The organism is Sphingomonas sp. MMS24-J45 (assembly GCF_044881195.1).
Taxonomy (GTDB): Bacteria; Pseudomonadota; Alphaproteobacteria; order Sphingomonadales; family Sphingomonadaceae; genus Sphingomonas.
The window spans coordinates 245,468-262,378 of the sequence record NZ_CP173255.1 but is presented as its reverse complement, the minus strand read 5'-3'; the positions used below and the strand labels follow the sequence as shown (position 1 = coordinate 262,378).

The window sequence follows — 16,911 nt, the reverse complement described above, 5'->3', positions numbered from 1 at the left end:
GTTCAGCCGACCCAGGCTTCGAACGGTAGGGCGAGATCGTCCGCGACCGCCTTGTACGCAATCTTGCCTTTGTAGACGTTCAGCCCGTTGGCGAGATGGGGATCGGCCTTCATCGCACCCTCCGCGCCGAGATTGGCGAGCTTCAGCGCAAAGGGCAAGGTCGCATTGTTGAGCGCGAAGGCCGAGGTGCGCGCGACCGCGCCGGGCATGTTGGCGACGCAATAATGGATCACGCCGTCGACCTCGAACACCGGATCCTGGTGTGTGGTGGCGTGGCTGGTTTCGAAGCAGCCGCCCTGATCGATCGCGATGTCGACCATCACGCTGCCGCGCTTCATCGTCTTGACCATCTCGCGCGTGACCAGCTTAGGGGCTGCCGCGCCGGGAACGAGCACCGCGCCGATTACCAGATGTGCGCTCTTCACTGCCGCCGCGATCGCCGCCTGCGACGCGTAGGCGGTCTTGATCTGGTTGGAAAAGAACATGTCGAGCTCGGCCAGGCGCGCGTTCGAAATGTCGTAGATGGTGACGTCAGCACGCATCCCGACCGCCATCTGCGCGGCGTTGACGCCCGATACGCCGCCGCCGAGGATCGCGACCTTGGCGGGCGCAACACCGGGCACGCCGCCGAGCAGGATGCCGCGGCCGCCTTGTTCCTTTTCCAGATAATGCGCGCCGACTTGCACCGACATGCGCCCAGCTACTTCCGACATCGGCTTCAGCAGCGGGAGCGAGCGATCGTTCGCAGTCACCGTTTCGTACGCGATGCAGGTCGCGCCCGACTTCATCAGCCCCTCGGCCTGCGGCTTGTCGGCGGCGAGGTGGAGATAGGTGAAAAGCAGATGGCGCGGTTCCAGCAGTGCGATCTCGCTCGGCTGCGGCTCCTTCACCTTCACGATCATGTCGGACTGCGCGAACACGGCAGGGGCGTCGGGCAGGATCGTCGCGCCGGCCGCGACATAGTCCGCGTCCTCGAAATCGATGCCGAGGCCCGCGCCAGTCTGGACGAAGACCTGATGGCCTGCCGCGACCAGATCGGACACCGACGGCGGGGTCAGGCCGACGCGATATTCGTGATTCTTGATTTCCTTGGGGACACCGACGCGCATGGAACTCTCCTTTTTTATCGAGATCGTTTTACACCAAATGCGGCGGGAGGTTTTTGCAAACATCCCGCGGCGCACGCCCATTGCGCGAGGATATTGCATAACCGTGCGGCGTTGCGCATGACGATCTCGCATGGACCAAATCGACCGCAACATCATCGCGCAGCTGGCGCGAGAGTCGGATCTCACCAGCGAGGCGCTCGGCGAACGCGTTGGCCTGTCGCCTTCTGCGGCGCATCGACGGGTCAAGGCGTTGGAACAACGTGGCATGATTCTCGGCTATCGCGCCCGCCTTTCGCCCGCCGCACGCGGCAATCCGTCGACGGTTTTCGTGTCGGTGACGCTTACGGATCAGCGTCAGGCGACGATGATGCAGTTCGAACAGGCGCTCGCGCACACCGCGCAAGTCAGCGAAGCGCATCTGATGAGCGGCGAATCCGACTATCTGCTGAAGGTATTGGTGCGCGAAGACGACAGTTACGAGCGCATCCACCGCGAAGTTCTGTCGGCCTTGCCCGGAGTCCACCGGCTGGTGACCCAGTTCACGATCCGCACCCTTGCCAGTGAACTATGAGTGCCGTTGCGAGGGGAATAGGCGCGTGCTATTGCGCCGCACCATCGGGGCCTCGAAATGTGCCGTCATCCATGATCCATGACCTTGAAATTCCGGCAAGAATAGCCGTCGTGTGAGCAATGTTCAGCCAAGCGTCGGCACCGGTTTGGCCGGGTCCGTAGCCGACCACGACTCCGCCGACGGCAATCCGCATCCGCACGGCCGCGATGGCCTGTTGAAGCTTGCGCTCGGCGCGATCGGCATCGTGTTCGGCGATATCGGCACCAGCCCGATCTACGCCTTTCGCGAAACCTTTGCCGGGCATCACAAGCTTGCGCTCGATCAGGCGCACATCATGGGCGTTATCAGCCTGATGTTCTGGTCGATGATGATCGTGGTGACGTTGAAATACGTCGCGATCATCATGCGCGCGGACAATAAGGGTGAGGGCGGCAGTCTCGCGCTGCTTGCCCTGGTCAACGGCAAGACCAAGAACAAGCGCTGGTCGAACGGGATCATCCTGCTCGGCGTGTTCGCGACGGCGCTCTTCTACGGCGACTCGATGATCACCCCGGCGGTGTCGGTGCTCTCGGCGGTCGAGGGTCTGGCAGTCGCCTCGCCCGCGCTAGGCGGGTTGGTGATGCCGATTTCGATGGCGATCATCATCGGCCTGTTCTCGATCCAGCGCAGCGGCACCGCCAAGGTCGGGCTGTTTTTCGGGCCGGTCATGCTGCTGTATTTCTCGGTGATCGCGCTGCTCGGCGTGCTCAGTATCGTCAAGACGCCGGACATCCTCTGGTCGCTTTCGCCGACTTATGCGATCGAGTTCTTCCTGCTCGATCCGGTGCGCGCCTTCCTCGCTCTGGGCTCCGTGGTGCTGGCGGTGACGGGAGCGGAGGCACTTTACGCCGACATGGGGCATTTCGGTCGCAAGCCGATCGGCATGTCGTGGCTGTGTTTCGTGCTGCCGGCGCTGATGCTGAATTACATGGGACAGGGGGCGTTGCTTTCCCGCATGGGCGCGCCGGCGCTCGAAAGCCCGTTCTATATGCTGGCGGGCGAGCATTTCCGCTTTCCCCTGGTCTTCCTGGCGACGGCCGCCGCCGTCATCGCCTCGCAAGCGGTGATCTCGGGTGCTTTTTCGGTAACGCAGCAGGCGATCCAGCTGGGCTTCATGCCGCGGCTGCGGATCGAACATACCAGCGCGGCGACCGTCGGGCAGATCTATATCCCGCTGGTCAATTGGGCGCTGCTGGTGATGGTGCTGCTGCTGGTGGCCTTCTTCCGCACCTCGTCCAACCTCACCTCGGCGTATGGGATCGCGGTGACAGGGGCGATGCTGATCGACACGTGCCTGCTGACGGTCGTGCTGTTCCGGTTGTGGAACTGGCCGATCTATTATTCGGTGCCGCTGCTCAGCGTGTTCTTCATCGTCGACGGTGCGTATTTCGCCGCGAACCTGACAAAGGTGCCCTCGGGCGGCTGGTTCCCGTTGCTGGTCGGCTTCATCATCTTCACCTTCCTGACGACCTGGTCGAAGGGGCGGAAGCTGATGATCGACCGGATGCGCGAATCGGCGATGCCGATCAAAGTTTTCATCCAGTCCGCCGCGACCTCTGCGACGCGCGTGCCGGGGACGGCGGTGTTCATGACGTCGTCGCCCGAAGGGGTGCCGCACGCGCTGCTCCACAACCTCAAGCACAACAAGGTTCTGCACGAGCGGATCATCCTGTTGACGATCAAGATCGCCGACGTGCCGTATGTGGCAGAGGGGCATCGCTGCTCGCTTGAGGACCTGGGATCAGGCTTCCACCGCATGATCCTGAAGTACGGCTTTATCGAGGAGCCGGACGTGCCGCTGGCGCTCGCCAACGTGCATCGTTGCGGCGCGGATTTCCGCATGATCGACACCAGTTTCTTCCTGTCGCGACAGACCCTGCTGGCATCATCGCATCCCGGCATGATGATCTGGCGCGAGAAGCTGTTCGCCTGGATGCTGCGTAACGCGGAGAGCGCGATGGAGTTCTTCCGCCTGCCCACCAACCGCGTGGTGGAACTGGGCAGCCAGGTCGAGATTTGACGGAAGCCGCGCCGATTATCGTGACCGCGCTGTTCGGAGCGGCCGACACGGCGTTCTTCGACGATCTGCGCGTCCGGCATTTCCCGCCCGAGCGCAATCAGTTGAAGGCCCATCTGACGATGTTTCATCACCTCGCCCCCAGTCTGGAGCGCGAGTTGAAGCAGCGGCTGGTCGCGGAAACGAAAGGCGTTGCGGCTCCGGCGGCGCGCATCGCCGGTTTGATGTCGCTTGGCCGCGGTGTCGCTTTCCGGATCGAATCGCTGGCGCTGGAGGATATTCGCGATCGGCTGGCTGATGCCTTCGCTCCGCTGCTGACGCCGCAGGATCGGGCCGGCTGGCGTCCGCATGTCACGGTGCAGAACAAGGTCGAGCCTGCCGTCGCCAAGGCGCTGCAAGCCGATCTGGAGCGCGATTTCCGGCCGCGAACCGCACGAATCGTCGGCTTGGCGACATGGTGGTATCGCGGCGGCCCCTGGGAACCCCTGTCGCGGCACATGTTCGCGCAAGATCGCGGTTGACCGTTCCGATTCGCGTTCCTATAGCCCGCGCCTCGCACGCAGGGGTCTCCCCTGAAACGGGCATGGCGAAGTAGCTCAGTTGGTTAGAGCACGGGAATCATAATCCTGGGGTCGGGGGTTCAAGTCCCTCCTTCGCTACCACCGCTCCGAAACGCGGTTTTCCTCCATCGATCATCGGTTTGACGCGGCGCAGAAATGCGGTAGCTCCGCGCCGACGCCGCCGCATCGGCGCGGCGCATTTCACGGAGAGAACGCCAGTGTTTAGCCATATCATGCTCGGTGCCAATGATATCGACGCGTCGAAGCGTTTCTATGACGCTACGCTCGGTGCGCTGGGCGCCAAGGAAGGTCGTTTGGACCCTTATGGCCGTGTCATCTACATGCACGGCGGCGGGTTGCTGATCATCACCAAGCCGATCGACGGCGCCGAGGCGTGCCATGCCAATGGCGGTACGATCGGTTTTGCCGCCGCCTCGCCTGAACAGGCCGATGCGTGGCACGCGGCCGGCGTCGCCGCCGGCGGCACCGCAATTGAAGACGCGCCCGGCGTTCGCGATGGTGGTGCGATGGGCAAGCTGTACCTCGCCTATCTGCGCGATCCGGCCGGCAACAAGCTGTGCGCACTGCACCGTATGCCTGCCTAATCCAGCTGACGGAGCGGGGCTTGCGCGCCGCTCCGCCGCCATCCATGTAACCGCTCGTTTCCCGCCGTCGAATTGGCGCGGGAACGAGACGAGAAAGCTTCCATGACCACCCATTCGACTCGCATGTTGATCCTCGGTTCCGGCCCGGCCGGCCTGTCCGCCGCCATCTACGGCGCGCGTGCCGGCATGAAGCCGATCCTGGTGCAGGGCATCCAGCCCGGCGGCCAGTTGATGACGACCACCGATGTCGAAAACTATCCCGGCTTCGCCGACGTGATCCAAGGCCCGTGGCTGATGGAGCAAATGCAGAAGCAGGCCGAGCATGTCGGCACTACGCTGATGTACGATACGATCGTTGCGGTCGATCTGTCGCAGCGTCCGTTCCGCCTGACCGGCGACAGCGGCGACATTTATGAAGGCGACGTGCTGATCATCGCGACGGGCGCGCAGGCGAAGTGGCTGGGCCTCGACAGCGAGGAAGCGCTGAAGGGCAAGGGCGTCAGCGCCTGCGCGACGTGCGACGGGTTCTTCTATCGCGGCAAGAAGGTGGCCGTCATCGGCGGCGGCAATACCGCGGTTGAGGAAGCGCTGTACCTCACCAACCATTCGCCCGACGTGACGCTTATCCACCGCCGCGATTCGCTGCGGGCGGAGAAGATCCTGCAGGAGCGGTTGTTCGCGCATAAGGGCGTGACAGTGTTGTGGAACAAGGAGGTCGAGAGCTTCATCGACGGCGGCGGCAATGCTGGCCTCGTGGCGATCGATCTGGTCGATACGGTGACCGGCGAGAAGTCGCGGCTCGACACCGAGGGCGGCTTCGTCGCGATCGGGCACCACCCGGCGACCGAGCTGTTCCGCGGGCATCTCAAGCTCGACGAGGATCATTATCTGTGGGTCGAGACCGGATCGACCCGCACCAGCGTGCCGGGCGTGTTCGCGTGCGGCGACGTGATGGACAAGGTTTACCGTCAGGCGGTGACGGCGGCGGGAACGGGCTGCATGGCTGCGTTGGATGCCGAGCGGTTCCTGGCCGAGGCGGACTTTGAACTGGCCGAGGCTGCGGAGTAGGGGAGCTCTCGCCTTGCTCTTCATGCACCACCCCGGCGTCCGCCGGGGTGGTTTAATCGCTGGAAGGGCGTTCAGCGCTCCGCCAACGCCGCGACGATCCGCTCCTCCAGCCACGCCGCATCGCCCTCGCGCGCAAAGCTGTGCGAAGCGGTGTTGCGCGTGAAGGTCGGCAGGCTCAGTCCGATCCGCGCCATCGCATCGCGGTAGGCAATCGCGGTCGAATCCCCCGCCGCGAGCAGGATCGTCACCCGGTCCTGCCACTTTTGCAGCGCGGCCGACAGGCGCAGCGCAAGCTCGTTCGGTTCCGACGGAGCCGCAGCAACCCGCGTCAACCCCTTGGCCAGCTTGGCGATATTTACCCCGCCGCTGACCAGACGCCACACCTCACGCGGGTCCTTCAGCTTTTCGGCATAGCGGCTGCGGATCGCGGCGGCGGGGGGCAGGTCGTCGCTCGGTTCGACCACCCACGGGTTGGCGAGGATCAGGCGGTCGATCCCTGCCGCCTGCCCGAACAGCGCGAGCGCGGTCGCCGCATCGCAATTGCCGAACGCGACCAGCCGCTCGATTCCCATCTCCGCACTAAACGTCGCTGCCGCGCAGCCGATGTCGGGCCCGGAGGAGAGGAACCCGCCGTTCGTCCCGGTCGAATCGCCCACGCCGCGCCGGTCGAAGCGAAACACCGGAATGCCGCGCGCCGCGAGGTTCTGCGCCAGCAACGCCATGCCGCGATGCGCGCCGATGCGGATTTCGTTGCCGCCGGAGACGATCAGAAGCCCGGTCTTGCCGGGCGGCCCGGTGTCAGGGGTGTCCAGCGTCCCAACCAGCGTGTCGCCCGCGCAGGGGAAGCACATCACCCTTCGCATGTCGCAATCCAGTCTGCGATGTCGTCGGCGAGCATGGCGGCGAGGGCGGGGTCGTTGTCCGGCTCGGCACGACGCCAGAGCGGGGTGCCAGGGACATGGCGGTCGGCGGGTTTGGGATCGGTGTCGAGGCGGATAACACGGCGCGGGATACCGGCCTCATCGAACGGCGTCTTGACGGTCAGCTCGATCAGCGCAGACACCGAGATAAGATTGCCCGCGATCAGTACCGGAGGGTCTGGCGCCTCTTCCGGCAAGCTTCCGTCGATATACCAATGCTCGTCGAGCGTTCGCGACTGACCAAGCTCCATTTGCTTTACGCGCGTCAAGTCTCGCAGGAGGTCTGAGCCATCCTGTGGGGCGAGGTGCCATCGTCCGAACAGAAGGCCGAGCGCATCCAATAACGTGCCGCTGCGGATACCGACGCCATAACTTCGTCGTCCTTCGCGGTCCGGCACCGCGATCATCGCATCATATGCCGTTTGCAGGTCCAGAATCGACAACGCACCCAGCGAAGCGATGCTCTCCCCCTGACCCGGCAAATCCGGCAGCACGCTCGCCACGCCGCGTTTCGCCAGCGCACGGCAGATCGTCACCGCGAAGGCGCGCGTGCGATTGGCTTCCTCGAACAGCGGCAGGGCGACGACCACGACCGGGCCGGTCGCTGGCCCAAACCGGAGCATCGCCTCGCGGCCGCCGCTCCAGTCGTAATGGTCGATCCTCAGCGGGGCGCCTTCGCGGCGGCGAAGCGGACGAGCGAGCCGAACGTCTCGAGCATCTCGCCATCGACCTCGTCATCCTCGATCAGGATGCCGAGCCGCTCCTCGATCTCGGTCAGCAGGCCCGCCACCGCCATCGAATCGAGTTCGGGCAGCGCGCCGAACAGTGGCGTTTCGGAATGGAAAGCGGCGGCGCGCGCCTCGCTCAGGCCAAGCACGTCGCGCAGCACGCCGCGGACGGTGGTTTCGATCTGGTGATAATCTTCAGGAAGCAAGTCGAGCCCCGTTTCGCTCTGTTATGGTGCGCTGCGATAGAGACTGGGGCGCACGATGCCAAGTGGTGCCTGTTCATGGGCCGGGTGACGCGGCTATCAGGGCGGAATGATCGCGCTCGACCCACATCCTTATCCCATCGATGCGCTGCCATCGCGCGGAGCGGCGGGCGCGGTTGCGCTAATGGATCGCGCCGGCACGCTCGATTTCGCTGGGCTTGAGCGGCTGACCGGCGAGGTGGCGGCGTGGCTGGCGGGGCAGGCGTTTGCGCCGGGCGCGCGCGTGGCCAGCTGGCTGCCGAAGACGCGCCTCGCGTGCGTGCTACCGATGGCCGCGCCGCGTGTGGGGCTGGTGCACGTGCCGATCAACCCGATGCTTAAGCGCGCGCAGGTGGCGCATATCCTGGCCGATAGCGGTGCCGTGGCGTTGATGACTCAAGCCGGTCGGTTAGGGTCGCTGGAGCCGGGCGATGTGCCTAGCGGTTGTACGGCGTTCGACGAGGCGGAGGTTGAGAGCGTCGATGCGCTGCCGCCCTCCGCCGCCGATCCCGACACGCTGGCTGCGATCCTCTACACTTCCGGTTCTACCGGGCGACCCAAGGGCGTGATGCTGAGCCATGCCAATCTCTGGCTCGGTGCCGTGTCGGTGGCGCATTATCTGAAGCTGACCCCAGACGATCGGGTACTCGGCGTGCTGCCGCTGAGCTTCGATTACGGTCAGAACCAGCTCTTTTCGACCTGGGCGGCGGGGGCGAGCTATGCCCCGCTCGATTATCTGACGCCGCGCGATGTGGTGAAGGCGGTCGAGCGGTTGCAGCCCACGACGCTGGCAGGCGTGCCGCCCTTGTGGGTGCAATTGCTTGAGAGCGAATGGCCGGAAGCCGTCGCAGCTACGCTGAAAAGGCTGACCAATTCAGGTGGCGCGTTGACCGTGCCAATCATCGCCGGACTGCAAAGGCAGTTTCCACGGGCCGATCTCTATCCGATGTACGGCCTCACAGAGGCGTTCCGATCGACTTATCTCGCTCCCGATCTGGTCGCCGCGCATCCGGAGTCGATCGGGCGGGCGATCCCCTTTGCCGAGGTGATGGCGGTTCGCGCCGACGGTAGCCAGGCGGCGGTGGGAGAGCCGGGCGAACTGGTCCACGCCGGGCCGCTCGTCGCGCAGGGTTATTGGCGCGATGCCGAGCGGACAGCGCACCGCTTTCGGCCAGCGCCCGCTTGGGCCGGGTCCGGCGGCATGGCGGTATGGTCAGGCGATACGGTGACGGTGGATGCGGACGGCCTGTTCCGCTTCGTCGGGCGCGATGACGAGATGATCAAGAGCGCGGGCAACCGCATCAGCCCGACCGAGATCGAGGAAGCGGTGGTCGCTGGCGGGGAGACGGCGGAGGCGGTGGCGATCGGCGTGCCCAACGCGCGCCTCGGCCAGGCGATTCTGGTGGTGGCGCGCGGCGATGGCACGCGCGAGGCGGATTTGCGCGCGCGTCTGCGGCGTGATCTGCCGAGTTTTCAGCAGCCGTCGCGCTACGAGTGGCGCGCGGAATTGCCCCGTAACGCCAACGGCAAGCTTGACCGCGCGGCGCTCAAGGCGGAGGTGGCGTCATGAAGCCAATGGGCACCATTCCCGCTGAATTCCAGCAAGCGCCGCTCCAAATCGCGGGCCAAACCGCAGAGCATTGGGTGAAAGTCGCGAGCGATACGCCGCTGTTCGTTTACGATTTCGGGGTGATTGCGGCGCGCGTCGCGCAGTTCCGCTCGGCGATGCCGGAGCGCGTGAAGCTGCACTATGCGATCAAGGCCAACCCGTTCGCATCCTTGCTCGATGCGATCGCGCCATTGGTCGATGGGTTGGACGTGGCGTCCGGTGGAGAATTGGGCATAGCGCTCCAGCGCAAGCCTGCTGCCGCGATCAGCTTCGCAGGACCGGGCAAGCGCGATGACGAGTTGACCGCCGCGATCCAGGCGGGCGCGACGATCAACCTCGAATCCGATGGCGAGTGGCACCGCGCTTGTGCGCTGGGCGATCGGCTTGGCATCCGCCCGCGCGTGGCGGTGCGAGTCAATCCCGATTTCGAGTTGCGCGGATCGGGGATGCGCATGGGCGGGCGCGCGACGCCGTTCGGCGTCGATGCTGATCGCGCCGCACCGCTGATCGACTCGATCCTCGCGAGCGATGCCGATTGGCAGGGGCTCCATATCTTTGCCGGATCGCAGACGCTTGATGGCACCGCGTTGATCGACGCGCTGACCGGTGCGCTGGCACTGGCCGAACGGCTGGCGGATCAGGTCGGCGCGATCCCGCCGCTGACCAATCTCGGCGGCGGCTTCGGTATTCCGTATTTCCCGGGCGAACGAGCGATCGATGTGACCCCGATCGGCCAGGCCCTCGGCGCTGCGCTCGAACGGTCGCCGCTGACCGGCGGCTTCGCGATCGAACTCGGCCGCTGGCTCGTCGGGGAAAGCGGCGTGTATCTGACGCGGGTCGTCGATCGCAAGGAGAGCCGCGGTGAGACCTTCCTCGTCACCGATGGCGGCATGAATCATCAGCTCGCCGCGACCGGCAATCTCGGCACGGTGGTGAAGCGGAATTACCCCGTCGCCGTCGCCACCGCAGCGCCCGATGCAGCGACCGAAACCGTCAGCGTCGTCGGCCCCTTGTGCACCCCGCTCGACCGCCTCGCGGACCGTGTCACGCTGCCCGTGGCGCAGGTCGGCGATCTCGTCGCGGTGTTCATGGCGGGGGCCTATGGCCTCACGGCAAGCCCAGCCGCATTCCTTGGCCATCCCGCCCCGCGGGAGCTGCTGGTGGGCACCCCCGGCGGCTAAGTCCGCCATTCCTAACGCTATCTTTACCTCTCGCGCGGCATAGCGGCACGATAACCGCGACCCTGTCCTGGTATGTCAGACGTGACGTACCGGCAGAACCGCGCGGCAGGAGGTTTGCATGGCGGGTTTTTCCAAGTCTTTCCGTGGGGTGCTGGTCGCTGGCGTCGCCGCGATGGCGCTGACCAGCTGCGTGAGCAGCAGCCGCCCTGAACTGCCACCGGCGACCTTCGTCGCGGGGCAGGAACAGCCGGGCGAAGAGTATATCATCGGCCCGCTCGATCAGCTCAGCATCTTCGTGTGGCGCAATCCCGAACTGTCGACCAAGGTGCAGGTGCGCCCCGACGGCCGCATCACCACGCCGCTAATCAGCGATATGCCCGCCGTCGGCAAGACGCCGCGGATGCTGGCCGACGACATGAAGATCGCGTTGGGCGAATATATCAAGGACCCGATCGTCTCGGTCATTGTAGAGAATTTTTCGGGCACTTTCAGCCAACAGGTGCGCATTATCGGCGCGACGGCGAAGCCCGCTTCGATCCCGTACCGCGCCAACATGACGCTGCTCGACGCGATGATCGCGGTCGGTGGTTTGAGCGAATTCGCGGCGGGCAACCGTGCGAAGCTGGTCCGCTACGATCGCAACACCGGCAAGCAGGTCGAATATAACGTCAAGCTGTCGACCCTCCTGAAGAACGGTGACAGCCGCGCGAACGTCCGGCTCGAACCGGGCGACGTGATCATCATCCCCGAAAGCATGTTTTAAGGAGCGCCCCGGGGGATGAACGGTCTTTACGACGAGCTGCGCATCGCGCTGCACACGATCTGGACGCGCCGCTGGATCGCGCTCGCGGTCGCGTGGGGCGTCGCATTGATCGGCTGGGCGGTGGTCGCGCAGATCCCCAACAGTTATGAATCCAAGGCGCGCGTGTTCGTGCAGATGAACACGATCCTGCCCAACGCGGTCGGCATCAGCGCGGCGGATCAGCAGCGCGACGTCGACACCATCCGCCAAACGCTGACCTCCGCGATGAGCCTGGAGAAGGTCGTGCGCGGCACCGACCTTGCCAACACGGTCAAGACCGACCGCGACGTGGCGGACCGCGTTGCTGGCCTGTCCAAGGCGATCAAGATCACCTCAGAGCAGGACAATCTGTTCTCGATCGTCGCGACGGGCTCCAGCCCAAAGGTCACGCGCCAGGTCGTGCAGAAGCTGATCGACCTGTTCGTCGAACAGAATTTGTCGGGCGATCGCGATGAGACGAGCACCAGCCTGAAATTCCTCGATGCGCAATTGGAGGAGCGGCAGAAGCAGCTCGCCGATGCGGATGCGAAGCGCACCGATTTCCAGAACCGCTATCTCGGCAGTCTGCCCGGCACCGGATCGCTCACCGACCGGATGAGCGCCGCGCGATCGGCGATGGCGCAGGTCGATAGCGATCTTGCCGCTGCACAATCGGCCCTGGCCGCGATCAATGGGCAGATGGCGGCGACCCCGGCGAATATCGCGGGTGCCGCGGGCAGCGTCAGCGCCGGGCCAGCGCGGGCGCGGTTGAATGCGATCCAGGGCCAGCTCGCCGATGCGCGCGCGCGCGGCTATACCGAGAACCACCCCGACGTGGTCGCCTTGCGCAGCCAATTGGCGGCGGCACAGGCGGCGGCACGCGGTGAGCCTTTGGTCGGCGGCGGTGCGGGTGGCGGGGCGTCCAACCCGGCCTATATCTCGCTCCGCTCGCTGCAGGGCGACAAGCAGGCGCAAGTCGCGTCGCTGATGGCGCGCAAAGCGCAATTGCAGGGCGATCTCGACACGATCACCGCGAAACTGGCGGGCAACCCGCAGGTCGCCGCCGAACAGTCGCAGATCGAGAATGACTATCAGGTGCTGAAGGACGGCTATGCCAAGCTGCTGGCCGATCGCGAGGCGATCAAGCTGCGCGGCCAGGCGCAGACCCAGACCGATTCGATCAAGTTCAGCGTGATCGATCCGCCGACCGCACCGCGAGTGCCGGCCGCACCCAACCGTCCGTTGCTGCTGACCGGCGTGCTGATCGCCGCCCTCGGCGCGGGTGTGGCGGTGGCGTTCGCGCTCGGACAGTTGAAGACCACCTTCCCGACGCCGGGGCGGCTGGAAAAGGCGACCGGGATGCCGGTGATCGGCTCGATCGGCGAGATGGTGACCAAGGCGGAACGCGCCGCACGCCGCCGGATGCTGACCTATTACGCGGGCGGGGCCGGCGCCTTGGGTGTGGCCTATGTCGCCCTGCTCGGGGTCGAGATGCTTCAACGGGGATTGGCGGCATGAGCGATATGACACCGCGCAAGGTGAAGGCGTCGCTGCTCGAACGCGCGGCGGAAGTCTATGACTTCGCCGAACATGCGCGTGCGCGCAACGCGCCGGTTGCCGAGCAGCCGGTCGTACAGGCGCCGGTTGCGCAGCCGAAGGTGGCAGCTCCCGCACCCGTGAAGATCGCACCGCGCGGCGGCGTGACGGCGATCGACCGCGGCTTGCTGTCGGCCCGCGGGATCATCGTACCGGGCGCGCCGATCGACGCGCTGACCGAGGAATTCCGTCTGGTGAAGCGGCAATTGCTCACCACCGCGCGCACGATCCGGCGCAGCGATGCCGATCTGTCGCGCACCATTCTCGTCTGCTCGGCCCAGCCCAATGACGGCAAGACCTATTGCGCGGTCAACCTCGCCATTTCGATGGCGGCGGAACGCGATGTCGAGGTGCTGCTGATCGACGCCGATTTCGCCAAGCCCGATGTGATGGCGCGATTGGGCCTGCCCGAGGGGCCGGGGCTGCTCGACGCGCTGGCCGATCCGAAGATCGATATCGAGCGCTGCGTCGTGCGCACCGACGTGCCGCAACTGAGCCTGCTGCCGTGCGGGACCAAGACCACGTCGGACACCGAACTGGTCGCCAGCGCGCGGACCGGCGCGTTGATCGCGCAATTGCTCGCGGCCGATCCGACCCGGATCCTGATCTTCGATTCGCCGCCTGTGCTCGCTGCATCGCCCGCATCAGTGCTGGCGAACTATGCCGGGCAAGCGATGCTCGTCGTCCGGGCCGATCGTACTGGAGAGAGCGATCTGCGCGAAGCCGTCGCTTTGCTCGACGGGTGTGAACACGTCCAGCTGGTGCTCAACGCCGTGGCCCATGCGCCCGGCGGTCGCCGCTTCGGCAGCTATTATACGCAAGGGGAGGACGCGGTATGACGCGCCCAATCGCATCTGTATCGACTGTCCTTGGTGCCGGGCTCATCGCCCTATTCGTCGCCACGCCCGCGCACGCGCAGGAGCAGAAGCGTCGCAAGTCGATCTCGCCCTATATCGAGATCGGCCAGGTGGTGACCGCCGACCTCAAGAATAACGACGTGCTGACCTATTCCACGGTCGCCGCCGGGGTCAGCGCCTCGGTCGAGACCCAGCGCGCGCAAGTCCAGGTCAGCTATCGCTACGAACGGCGCTTTTCGTACAGCAAGCGCGTCGGCGATGACGACGTGCATAGCGGCCTTGCGCGCGCGAGCGTCACCGTCGCCCCGGGCCTGACGCTGGAGGGCGGGGCAATCGCGACGCGCGTCCGCTCCGACATTCGTGGCGCGGCACCGGGCAATCTCGCCGGGAGTGTCGATAACATCAGCCAGGTTTATTCGGCCTATGCCGGGCCCAACTTTGCGAGCCATGTCGGCCCAGTCGGGGTCGCGGCGAGCTATCGCTATGGCTTCACCAAGGTCGAGGCACCCGGCGTCACCGGCGTGCCGGCGGGCAGCCCGAAGCTCGATGCGTTCGATACCTCGCAAAGCCATGTCGTCAATGTCAGCGCAGGCGTGAAGGCAGGCACGGTCCTGCCCGTCGGCGTCAACGTGTCGGCGGGTTATGAGCACGGCACTGCGGGGCAGCTCGACCAGAAATATGAAAGCAAGGTCGCGCGTGGCGATCTCGTGCTGCCGGTGCTGCCGACGCTCGCGCTGACGGCGGGGGCAGGGTATGAAAAGATCAAGGTCACGCAGCGCGATCCGCTGACCGATGTGAACGGTGTGCCGGTCACCGATGCGCGCGGCCGCTTCGTCACCAACCCGGCATCGCCGCAGCGCATCGCTTATGAAACCGACGGTATCATCTACGACGGCGGCGTGATCTGGCGTCCGTCGAGCCGCACCACGCTGCAGGCGCGTGCCGGACGGCGCTATGGCGGGATGACCTATACCGGATCGTTCAGCTATGCCGCGTCGCGCGCGCTGGGAATCCAGGTCGGCGTGTATGACAGTGTCGATACCTTCGGTCGGCAATTGCGCAACGGCATCGCCAACCTGCCGACCAGCTTCATCGAACAGCGCGACGCTTTCGGTCAGCAGTTCAGCGGCTGCACCTTCGGCAATCCCGGAGCACCCGGCGGCGGGTCGGCTGGCGGATGCCTGAACGGCGTGTTCCAGTCGATCTCGACCGCGGCATACCGCGCGCGCGGCATCGACGCGGTGATCGCCGCCAAGCGCGGCGCGCTCAACTTCGGGGTCGGCGGCGGCTATGCCCAGCGGCGCTTCTCCGCGCCTGTCGGCACGGGCTTCAGCATCAACGGCGTGACCGATGAAAGCTATTACGGACAGGCCTTTGTCGGCGCGGCAATCGACAACAATTCGGGCGTCAACGGCAACGTGTTCGTGAACTATTACAACAGCGGCATCGCCAATGCCGCGGGCGTATTCAGCACCGGCGCAACGGGGCTATATTACCACAACTTCGGGCGCATCTCGACCACGGCGTCGGCGGGGATCTATTCGTTCAGCCAGCGCGGCACGGACGATCAATTGTCCGCGCAGGGTCAGGTCGGCGTGCGGTATCAATTCTGAAACGCCTGGGGCGTTATTACCCCGTGCGAGGACGGTGAAATGTACGAAGATCATTATGGATTGAGCGGCCGACCGTTCGCGCTGACACCCGATCCGCGCTTCTGGTTCGATACCGCCACGCACCGCAAGGCGATGGCCTATCTCGGCTATGGCCTGGCGCAGGGGGAGGGCTTCATCGTCATCACCGGCGATGTCGGTGCGGGCAAGACCACGCTCGTCGGGCATCTGATGGACACGCTCGATGCAACGCGGCTGCATGTCATCAAGATCGTCTCGACTCAGATCGAGGCGGATGATCTGTTGCGGATGGTCGCGGGCGGCCTCGATGTCGATAGCGATGGCCTTACTAAGGCGCAGTTGCTGGTCGCGATCGAACGCGGGCTGCACGCCACTGCGCGGACCGGGCGGCGCACGCTGCTGATCGTGGACGAGGCACAGGCGCTGCCGGTGTCGAGCCTGGAAGAACTGCGGATGCTGTCGAACTTCCAGACCGGCGGTCATGCGTTGCTGCAGATCTTCCTGCTCGGTCAGCCCGAATTCCGCGAGCGGTTGCACGGGTCGGACCGGCTCGAACAGCTGCGTCAACGCGTCATCGCGATGCACCACCTCGACCCGATGGAGCGCGAAGAGGTCGAGCCGTATATGCGGCACCGGTTGGGCGTTGTCGGCTGGGAAGGGCGCCCGCACTTTACGCCCGATGCTTTCACGGCCTTCTATGCCGGGTCGGACGGCGTGCCACGGCGGCTCAATCAGCTTGCCGGGCGCGTGTTGCTCTATGGCGCGATCGAGCAGCTCGACACGATCGACGGCCGCGCGGTGGCGACGGTGGTCGCGGATATCGCGGGCGACATGCCGGGCGTGCGGCCGATCACCGTTCCTGCGTTCGTGGCCGAGCCTGCGCCGGGGCCCGAACCGGAAGTGGCCGCGGAGCCTGAGGCTGTCGCCGAGACGTTCGCCCCAGAGCCTGAGCCGCAAGCTGAACCTTTGCCGGAACCGGAACCCGAGCCCAAGCCCGAACCGGAACCCGAGGCCGAAGCGCCGCGCCCGCTGCCGATCGCGCACATCCCGCCGCCAGCCGAACCGCGTCCGATCCGCCTCACGCGCCCGGAGCCGGTCGACATGGTCTCGCCACCGCCGATGCCCGAGCCTGTCGCTACGGTCGACGCCGCCCCTGAGCCTGAGCCGGTCACCGAGCCGGAACCGGTGGCCGAGCCGGAGCCGGTGGTCGCGCCCGAACCTGTGCAGGACGATCTGGCAACACGCATCGCAGCCCTAGAGGCGCGCGTGGACGAACAGGACGTGGCGCTGCGCCGCGTGCTCACGCTATTGGTCGATTGGGCCGAGGGCGAGCAGACCCCGGATACCGCCGCCCAAGCCGCAGAGGGCTGACGCCATGCGGAACGGCCAACCCCTTC

16 protein-coding genes and 1 tRNA gene are annotated in these 16,911 nt (G+C 65.6%); 13 read left to right on the top strand and 4 right to left on the bottom strand.

All coding sequences use genetic code 11. The features are described 5' to 3' along the window. Positions 1-2: 2 nt before the first annotated feature. Entirely contained in the window at positions 3-1,109 is a 1,107-nt protein-coding gene (ald, locus tag AB5I39_RS01370) for an alanine dehydrogenase (RefSeq protein WP_404370156.1), read from the bottom strand. A gap of 130 nt (positions 1,110-1,239) precedes the next feature. On the opposite strand from ald, the gene AB5I39_RS01365 reads away from it, so the two are divergent. The 6 genes from AB5I39_RS01365 (at position 1,240) to trxB (ending at position 5,969) form a co-directional block, all read left to right on the top strand. After that, on the top strand, positions 1,240-1,680 hold the full coding sequence (locus tag AB5I39_RS01365; RefSeq protein ID WP_404370154.1) for an Lrp/AsnC family transcriptional regulator: 441 nt from the start codon (positions 1,240-1,242) through the stop codon (positions 1,678-1,680). A gap of 211 nt (positions 1,681-1,891) precedes the next feature. Next, a complete protein-coding gene (locus AB5I39_RS01360) occupies positions 1,892-3,739 on the top strand; it encodes a potassium transporter Kup (RefSeq protein ID WP_404373949.1) in 1,848 nt (615 codons plus the stop codon). After that, entirely contained in the window at positions 3,736-4,257 is a 522-nt protein-coding gene (locus tag AB5I39_RS01355) for a 2'-5' RNA ligase family protein (RefSeq protein WP_404370152.1), read from the top strand. Before AB5I39_RS01360 ends, AB5I39_RS01355 begins: the two co-directional genes overlap by 4 nt. Positions 4,258-4,321: 64 nt before the next feature. After that, positions 4,322-4,398: transfer RNA gene (locus AB5I39_RS01350), tRNA-Met, on the top strand. A gap of 116 nt (positions 4,399-4,514) precedes the next feature. Further along, positions 4,515-4,901, top strand: a complete 387-nt coding sequence (locus AB5I39_RS01345; protein ID WP_404370151.1) for a VOC family protein — start codon at positions 4,515-4,517, stop codon at positions 4,899-4,901. A gap of 102 nt (positions 4,902-5,003) precedes the next feature. Beyond that, on the top strand, positions 5,004-5,969 hold the full coding sequence (gene trxB, locus AB5I39_RS01340; RefSeq protein WP_404370149.1) for a thioredoxin-disulfide reductase: 966 nt from the start codon (positions 5,004-5,006) through the stop codon (positions 5,967-5,969). Between the two features lie 71 nt (positions 5,970-6,040). On the opposite strand, the gene AB5I39_RS01335 is transcribed toward trxB, so the two are convergent. From AB5I39_RS01335 to AB5I39_RS01325, 3 genes are read right to left on the bottom strand one after another with little or no spacing between them, the layout of a single operon-like run. After that, on the bottom strand, positions 6,041-6,832 hold the full coding sequence (locus AB5I39_RS01335; protein WP_404370148.1) for a hydrolase 1, exosortase A system-associated: 792 nt from the start codon (positions 6,830-6,832) through the stop codon (positions 6,041-6,043). After that, positions 6,820-7,512: a hypothetical protein gene (locus tag AB5I39_RS01330; RefSeq protein WP_404370146.1), complete on the bottom strand. Its 693-nt coding sequence runs from the start codon at positions 7,510-7,512 to the stop codon at positions 6,820-6,822. The genes AB5I39_RS01335 and AB5I39_RS01330 overlap by 13 nt, the downstream gene beginning before the upstream one ends. A 38-nt stretch (positions 7,513-7,550) precedes the next feature. Further along, positions 7,551-7,823, bottom strand: coding sequence for an acyl carrier protein (locus tag AB5I39_RS01325; protein ID WP_404370144.1), 273 nt, complete (start codon positions 7,821-7,823; stop codon positions 7,551-7,553). A 106-nt stretch (positions 7,824-7,929) separates the two neighbouring features. On the opposite strand from AB5I39_RS01325, the gene AB5I39_RS01320 reads away from it, so the two are divergent. The 7 genes from AB5I39_RS01320 to AB5I39_RS01290 all read left to right on the top strand — a co-directional run bounded on the left by AB5I39_RS01320 (position 7,930) and on the right by AB5I39_RS01290 (position 16,885). Further along, on the top strand, positions 7,930-9,429 hold the full coding sequence (locus AB5I39_RS01320; protein WP_404370143.1) for an AMP-binding protein: 1,500 nt from the start codon (positions 7,930-7,932) through the stop codon (positions 9,427-9,429). Further along, positions 9,426-10,649 carry a pyridoxal-dependent decarboxylase, exosortase A system-associated gene (locus AB5I39_RS01315; RefSeq protein WP_404370142.1) on the top strand — a complete coding sequence of 408 codons (1,224 nt, stop codon included), beginning with the start codon at positions 9,426-9,428 and terminating at the stop codon, positions 10,647-10,649. Before AB5I39_RS01320 ends, AB5I39_RS01315 begins: the two co-directional genes overlap by 4 nt. Before the next feature lie 118 nt (positions 10,650-10,767). Beyond that, positions 10,768-11,412, top strand: coding sequence for an XrtA/PEP-CTERM system exopolysaccharide export protein (locus AB5I39_RS01310; protein ID WP_404370141.1), 645 nt, complete (start codon positions 10,768-10,770; stop codon positions 11,410-11,412). A 15-nt stretch (positions 11,413-11,427) separates the two neighbouring features. Further along, positions 11,428-12,948 carry an XrtA system polysaccharide chain length determinant gene (locus AB5I39_RS01305; RefSeq protein ID WP_404370139.1) on the top strand — a complete coding sequence of 507 codons (1,521 nt, stop codon included), beginning with the start codon at positions 11,428-11,430 and terminating at the stop codon, positions 12,946-12,948. Then, on the top strand, positions 12,945-13,865 hold the full coding sequence (locus AB5I39_RS01300; protein WP_404370137.1) for an exopolysaccharide biosynthesis protein: 921 nt from the start codon (positions 12,945-12,947) through the stop codon (positions 13,863-13,865). The genes AB5I39_RS01305 and AB5I39_RS01300 overlap by 4 nt, the downstream gene beginning before the upstream one ends. Beyond that, entirely contained in the window at positions 13,862-15,496 is a 1,635-nt protein-coding gene (locus AB5I39_RS01295; RefSeq protein ID WP_404370135.1) for a hypothetical protein, read from the top strand. The genes AB5I39_RS01300 and AB5I39_RS01295 overlap by 4 nt, the downstream gene beginning before the upstream one ends. Positions 15,497-15,535: 39 nt before the next feature. Beyond that, positions 15,536-16,885: an ExeA family protein gene (locus tag AB5I39_RS01290; protein WP_404370133.1), complete on the top strand. Its 1,350-nt coding sequence runs from the start codon at positions 15,536-15,538 to the stop codon at positions 16,883-16,885. The last annotated feature ends 26 nt before the right edge of the window (positions 16,886-16,911 follow it).

Coding starts and splice junctions, on each gene's coding strand:
- AB5I39_RS01315 (WP_404370142.1), top strand. CDS start 9,426: ATGAAGCCAATGGGCACCATTCCCGCTGAATTCCAGCAAGCGCCGCTC.
- AB5I39_RS01320 (WP_404370143.1), top strand. CDS start 7,930: ATGATCGCGCTCGACCCACATCCTTATCCCATCGATGCGCTGCCATCG.
- AB5I39_RS01290 (WP_404370133.1), top strand. CDS start 15,536: ATGTACGAAGATCATTATGGATTGAGCGGCCGACCGTTCGCGCTGACA.
- AB5I39_RS01335 (WP_404370148.1), bottom strand. CDS start 6,832: ATGCGAAGGGTGATGTGCTTCCCCTGCGCGGGCGACACGCTGGTTGGG.
- ald (WP_404370156.1), bottom strand. CDS start 1,109: ATGCGCGTCGGTGTCCCCAAGGAAATCAAGAATCACGAATATCGCGTC.
- AB5I39_RS01300 (WP_404370137.1), top strand. CDS start 12,945: ATGAGCGATATGACACCGCGCAAGGTGAAGGCGTCGCTGCTCGAACGC.
- AB5I39_RS01310 (WP_404370141.1), top strand. CDS start 10,768: ATGGCGGGTTTTTCCAAGTCTTTCCGTGGGGTGCTGGTCGCTGGCGTC.
- AB5I39_RS01330 (WP_404370146.1), bottom strand. CDS start 7,512: ATGCTCCGGTTTGGGCCAGCGACCGGCCCGGTCGTGGTCGTCGCCCTG.
- AB5I39_RS01305 (WP_404370139.1), top strand. CDS start 11,428: ATGAACGGTCTTTACGACGAGCTGCGCATCGCGCTGCACACGATCTGG.
- trxB (WP_404370149.1), top strand. CDS start 5,004: ATGACCACCCATTCGACTCGCATGTTGATCCTCGGTTCCGGCCCGGCC.
- AB5I39_RS01295 (WP_404370135.1), top strand. CDS start 13,862: ATGACGCGCCCAATCGCATCTGTATCGACTGTCCTTGGTGCCGGGCTC.
- AB5I39_RS01365 (WP_404370154.1), top strand. CDS start 1,240: ATGGACCAAATCGACCGCAACATCATCGCGCAGCTGGCGCGAGAGTCG.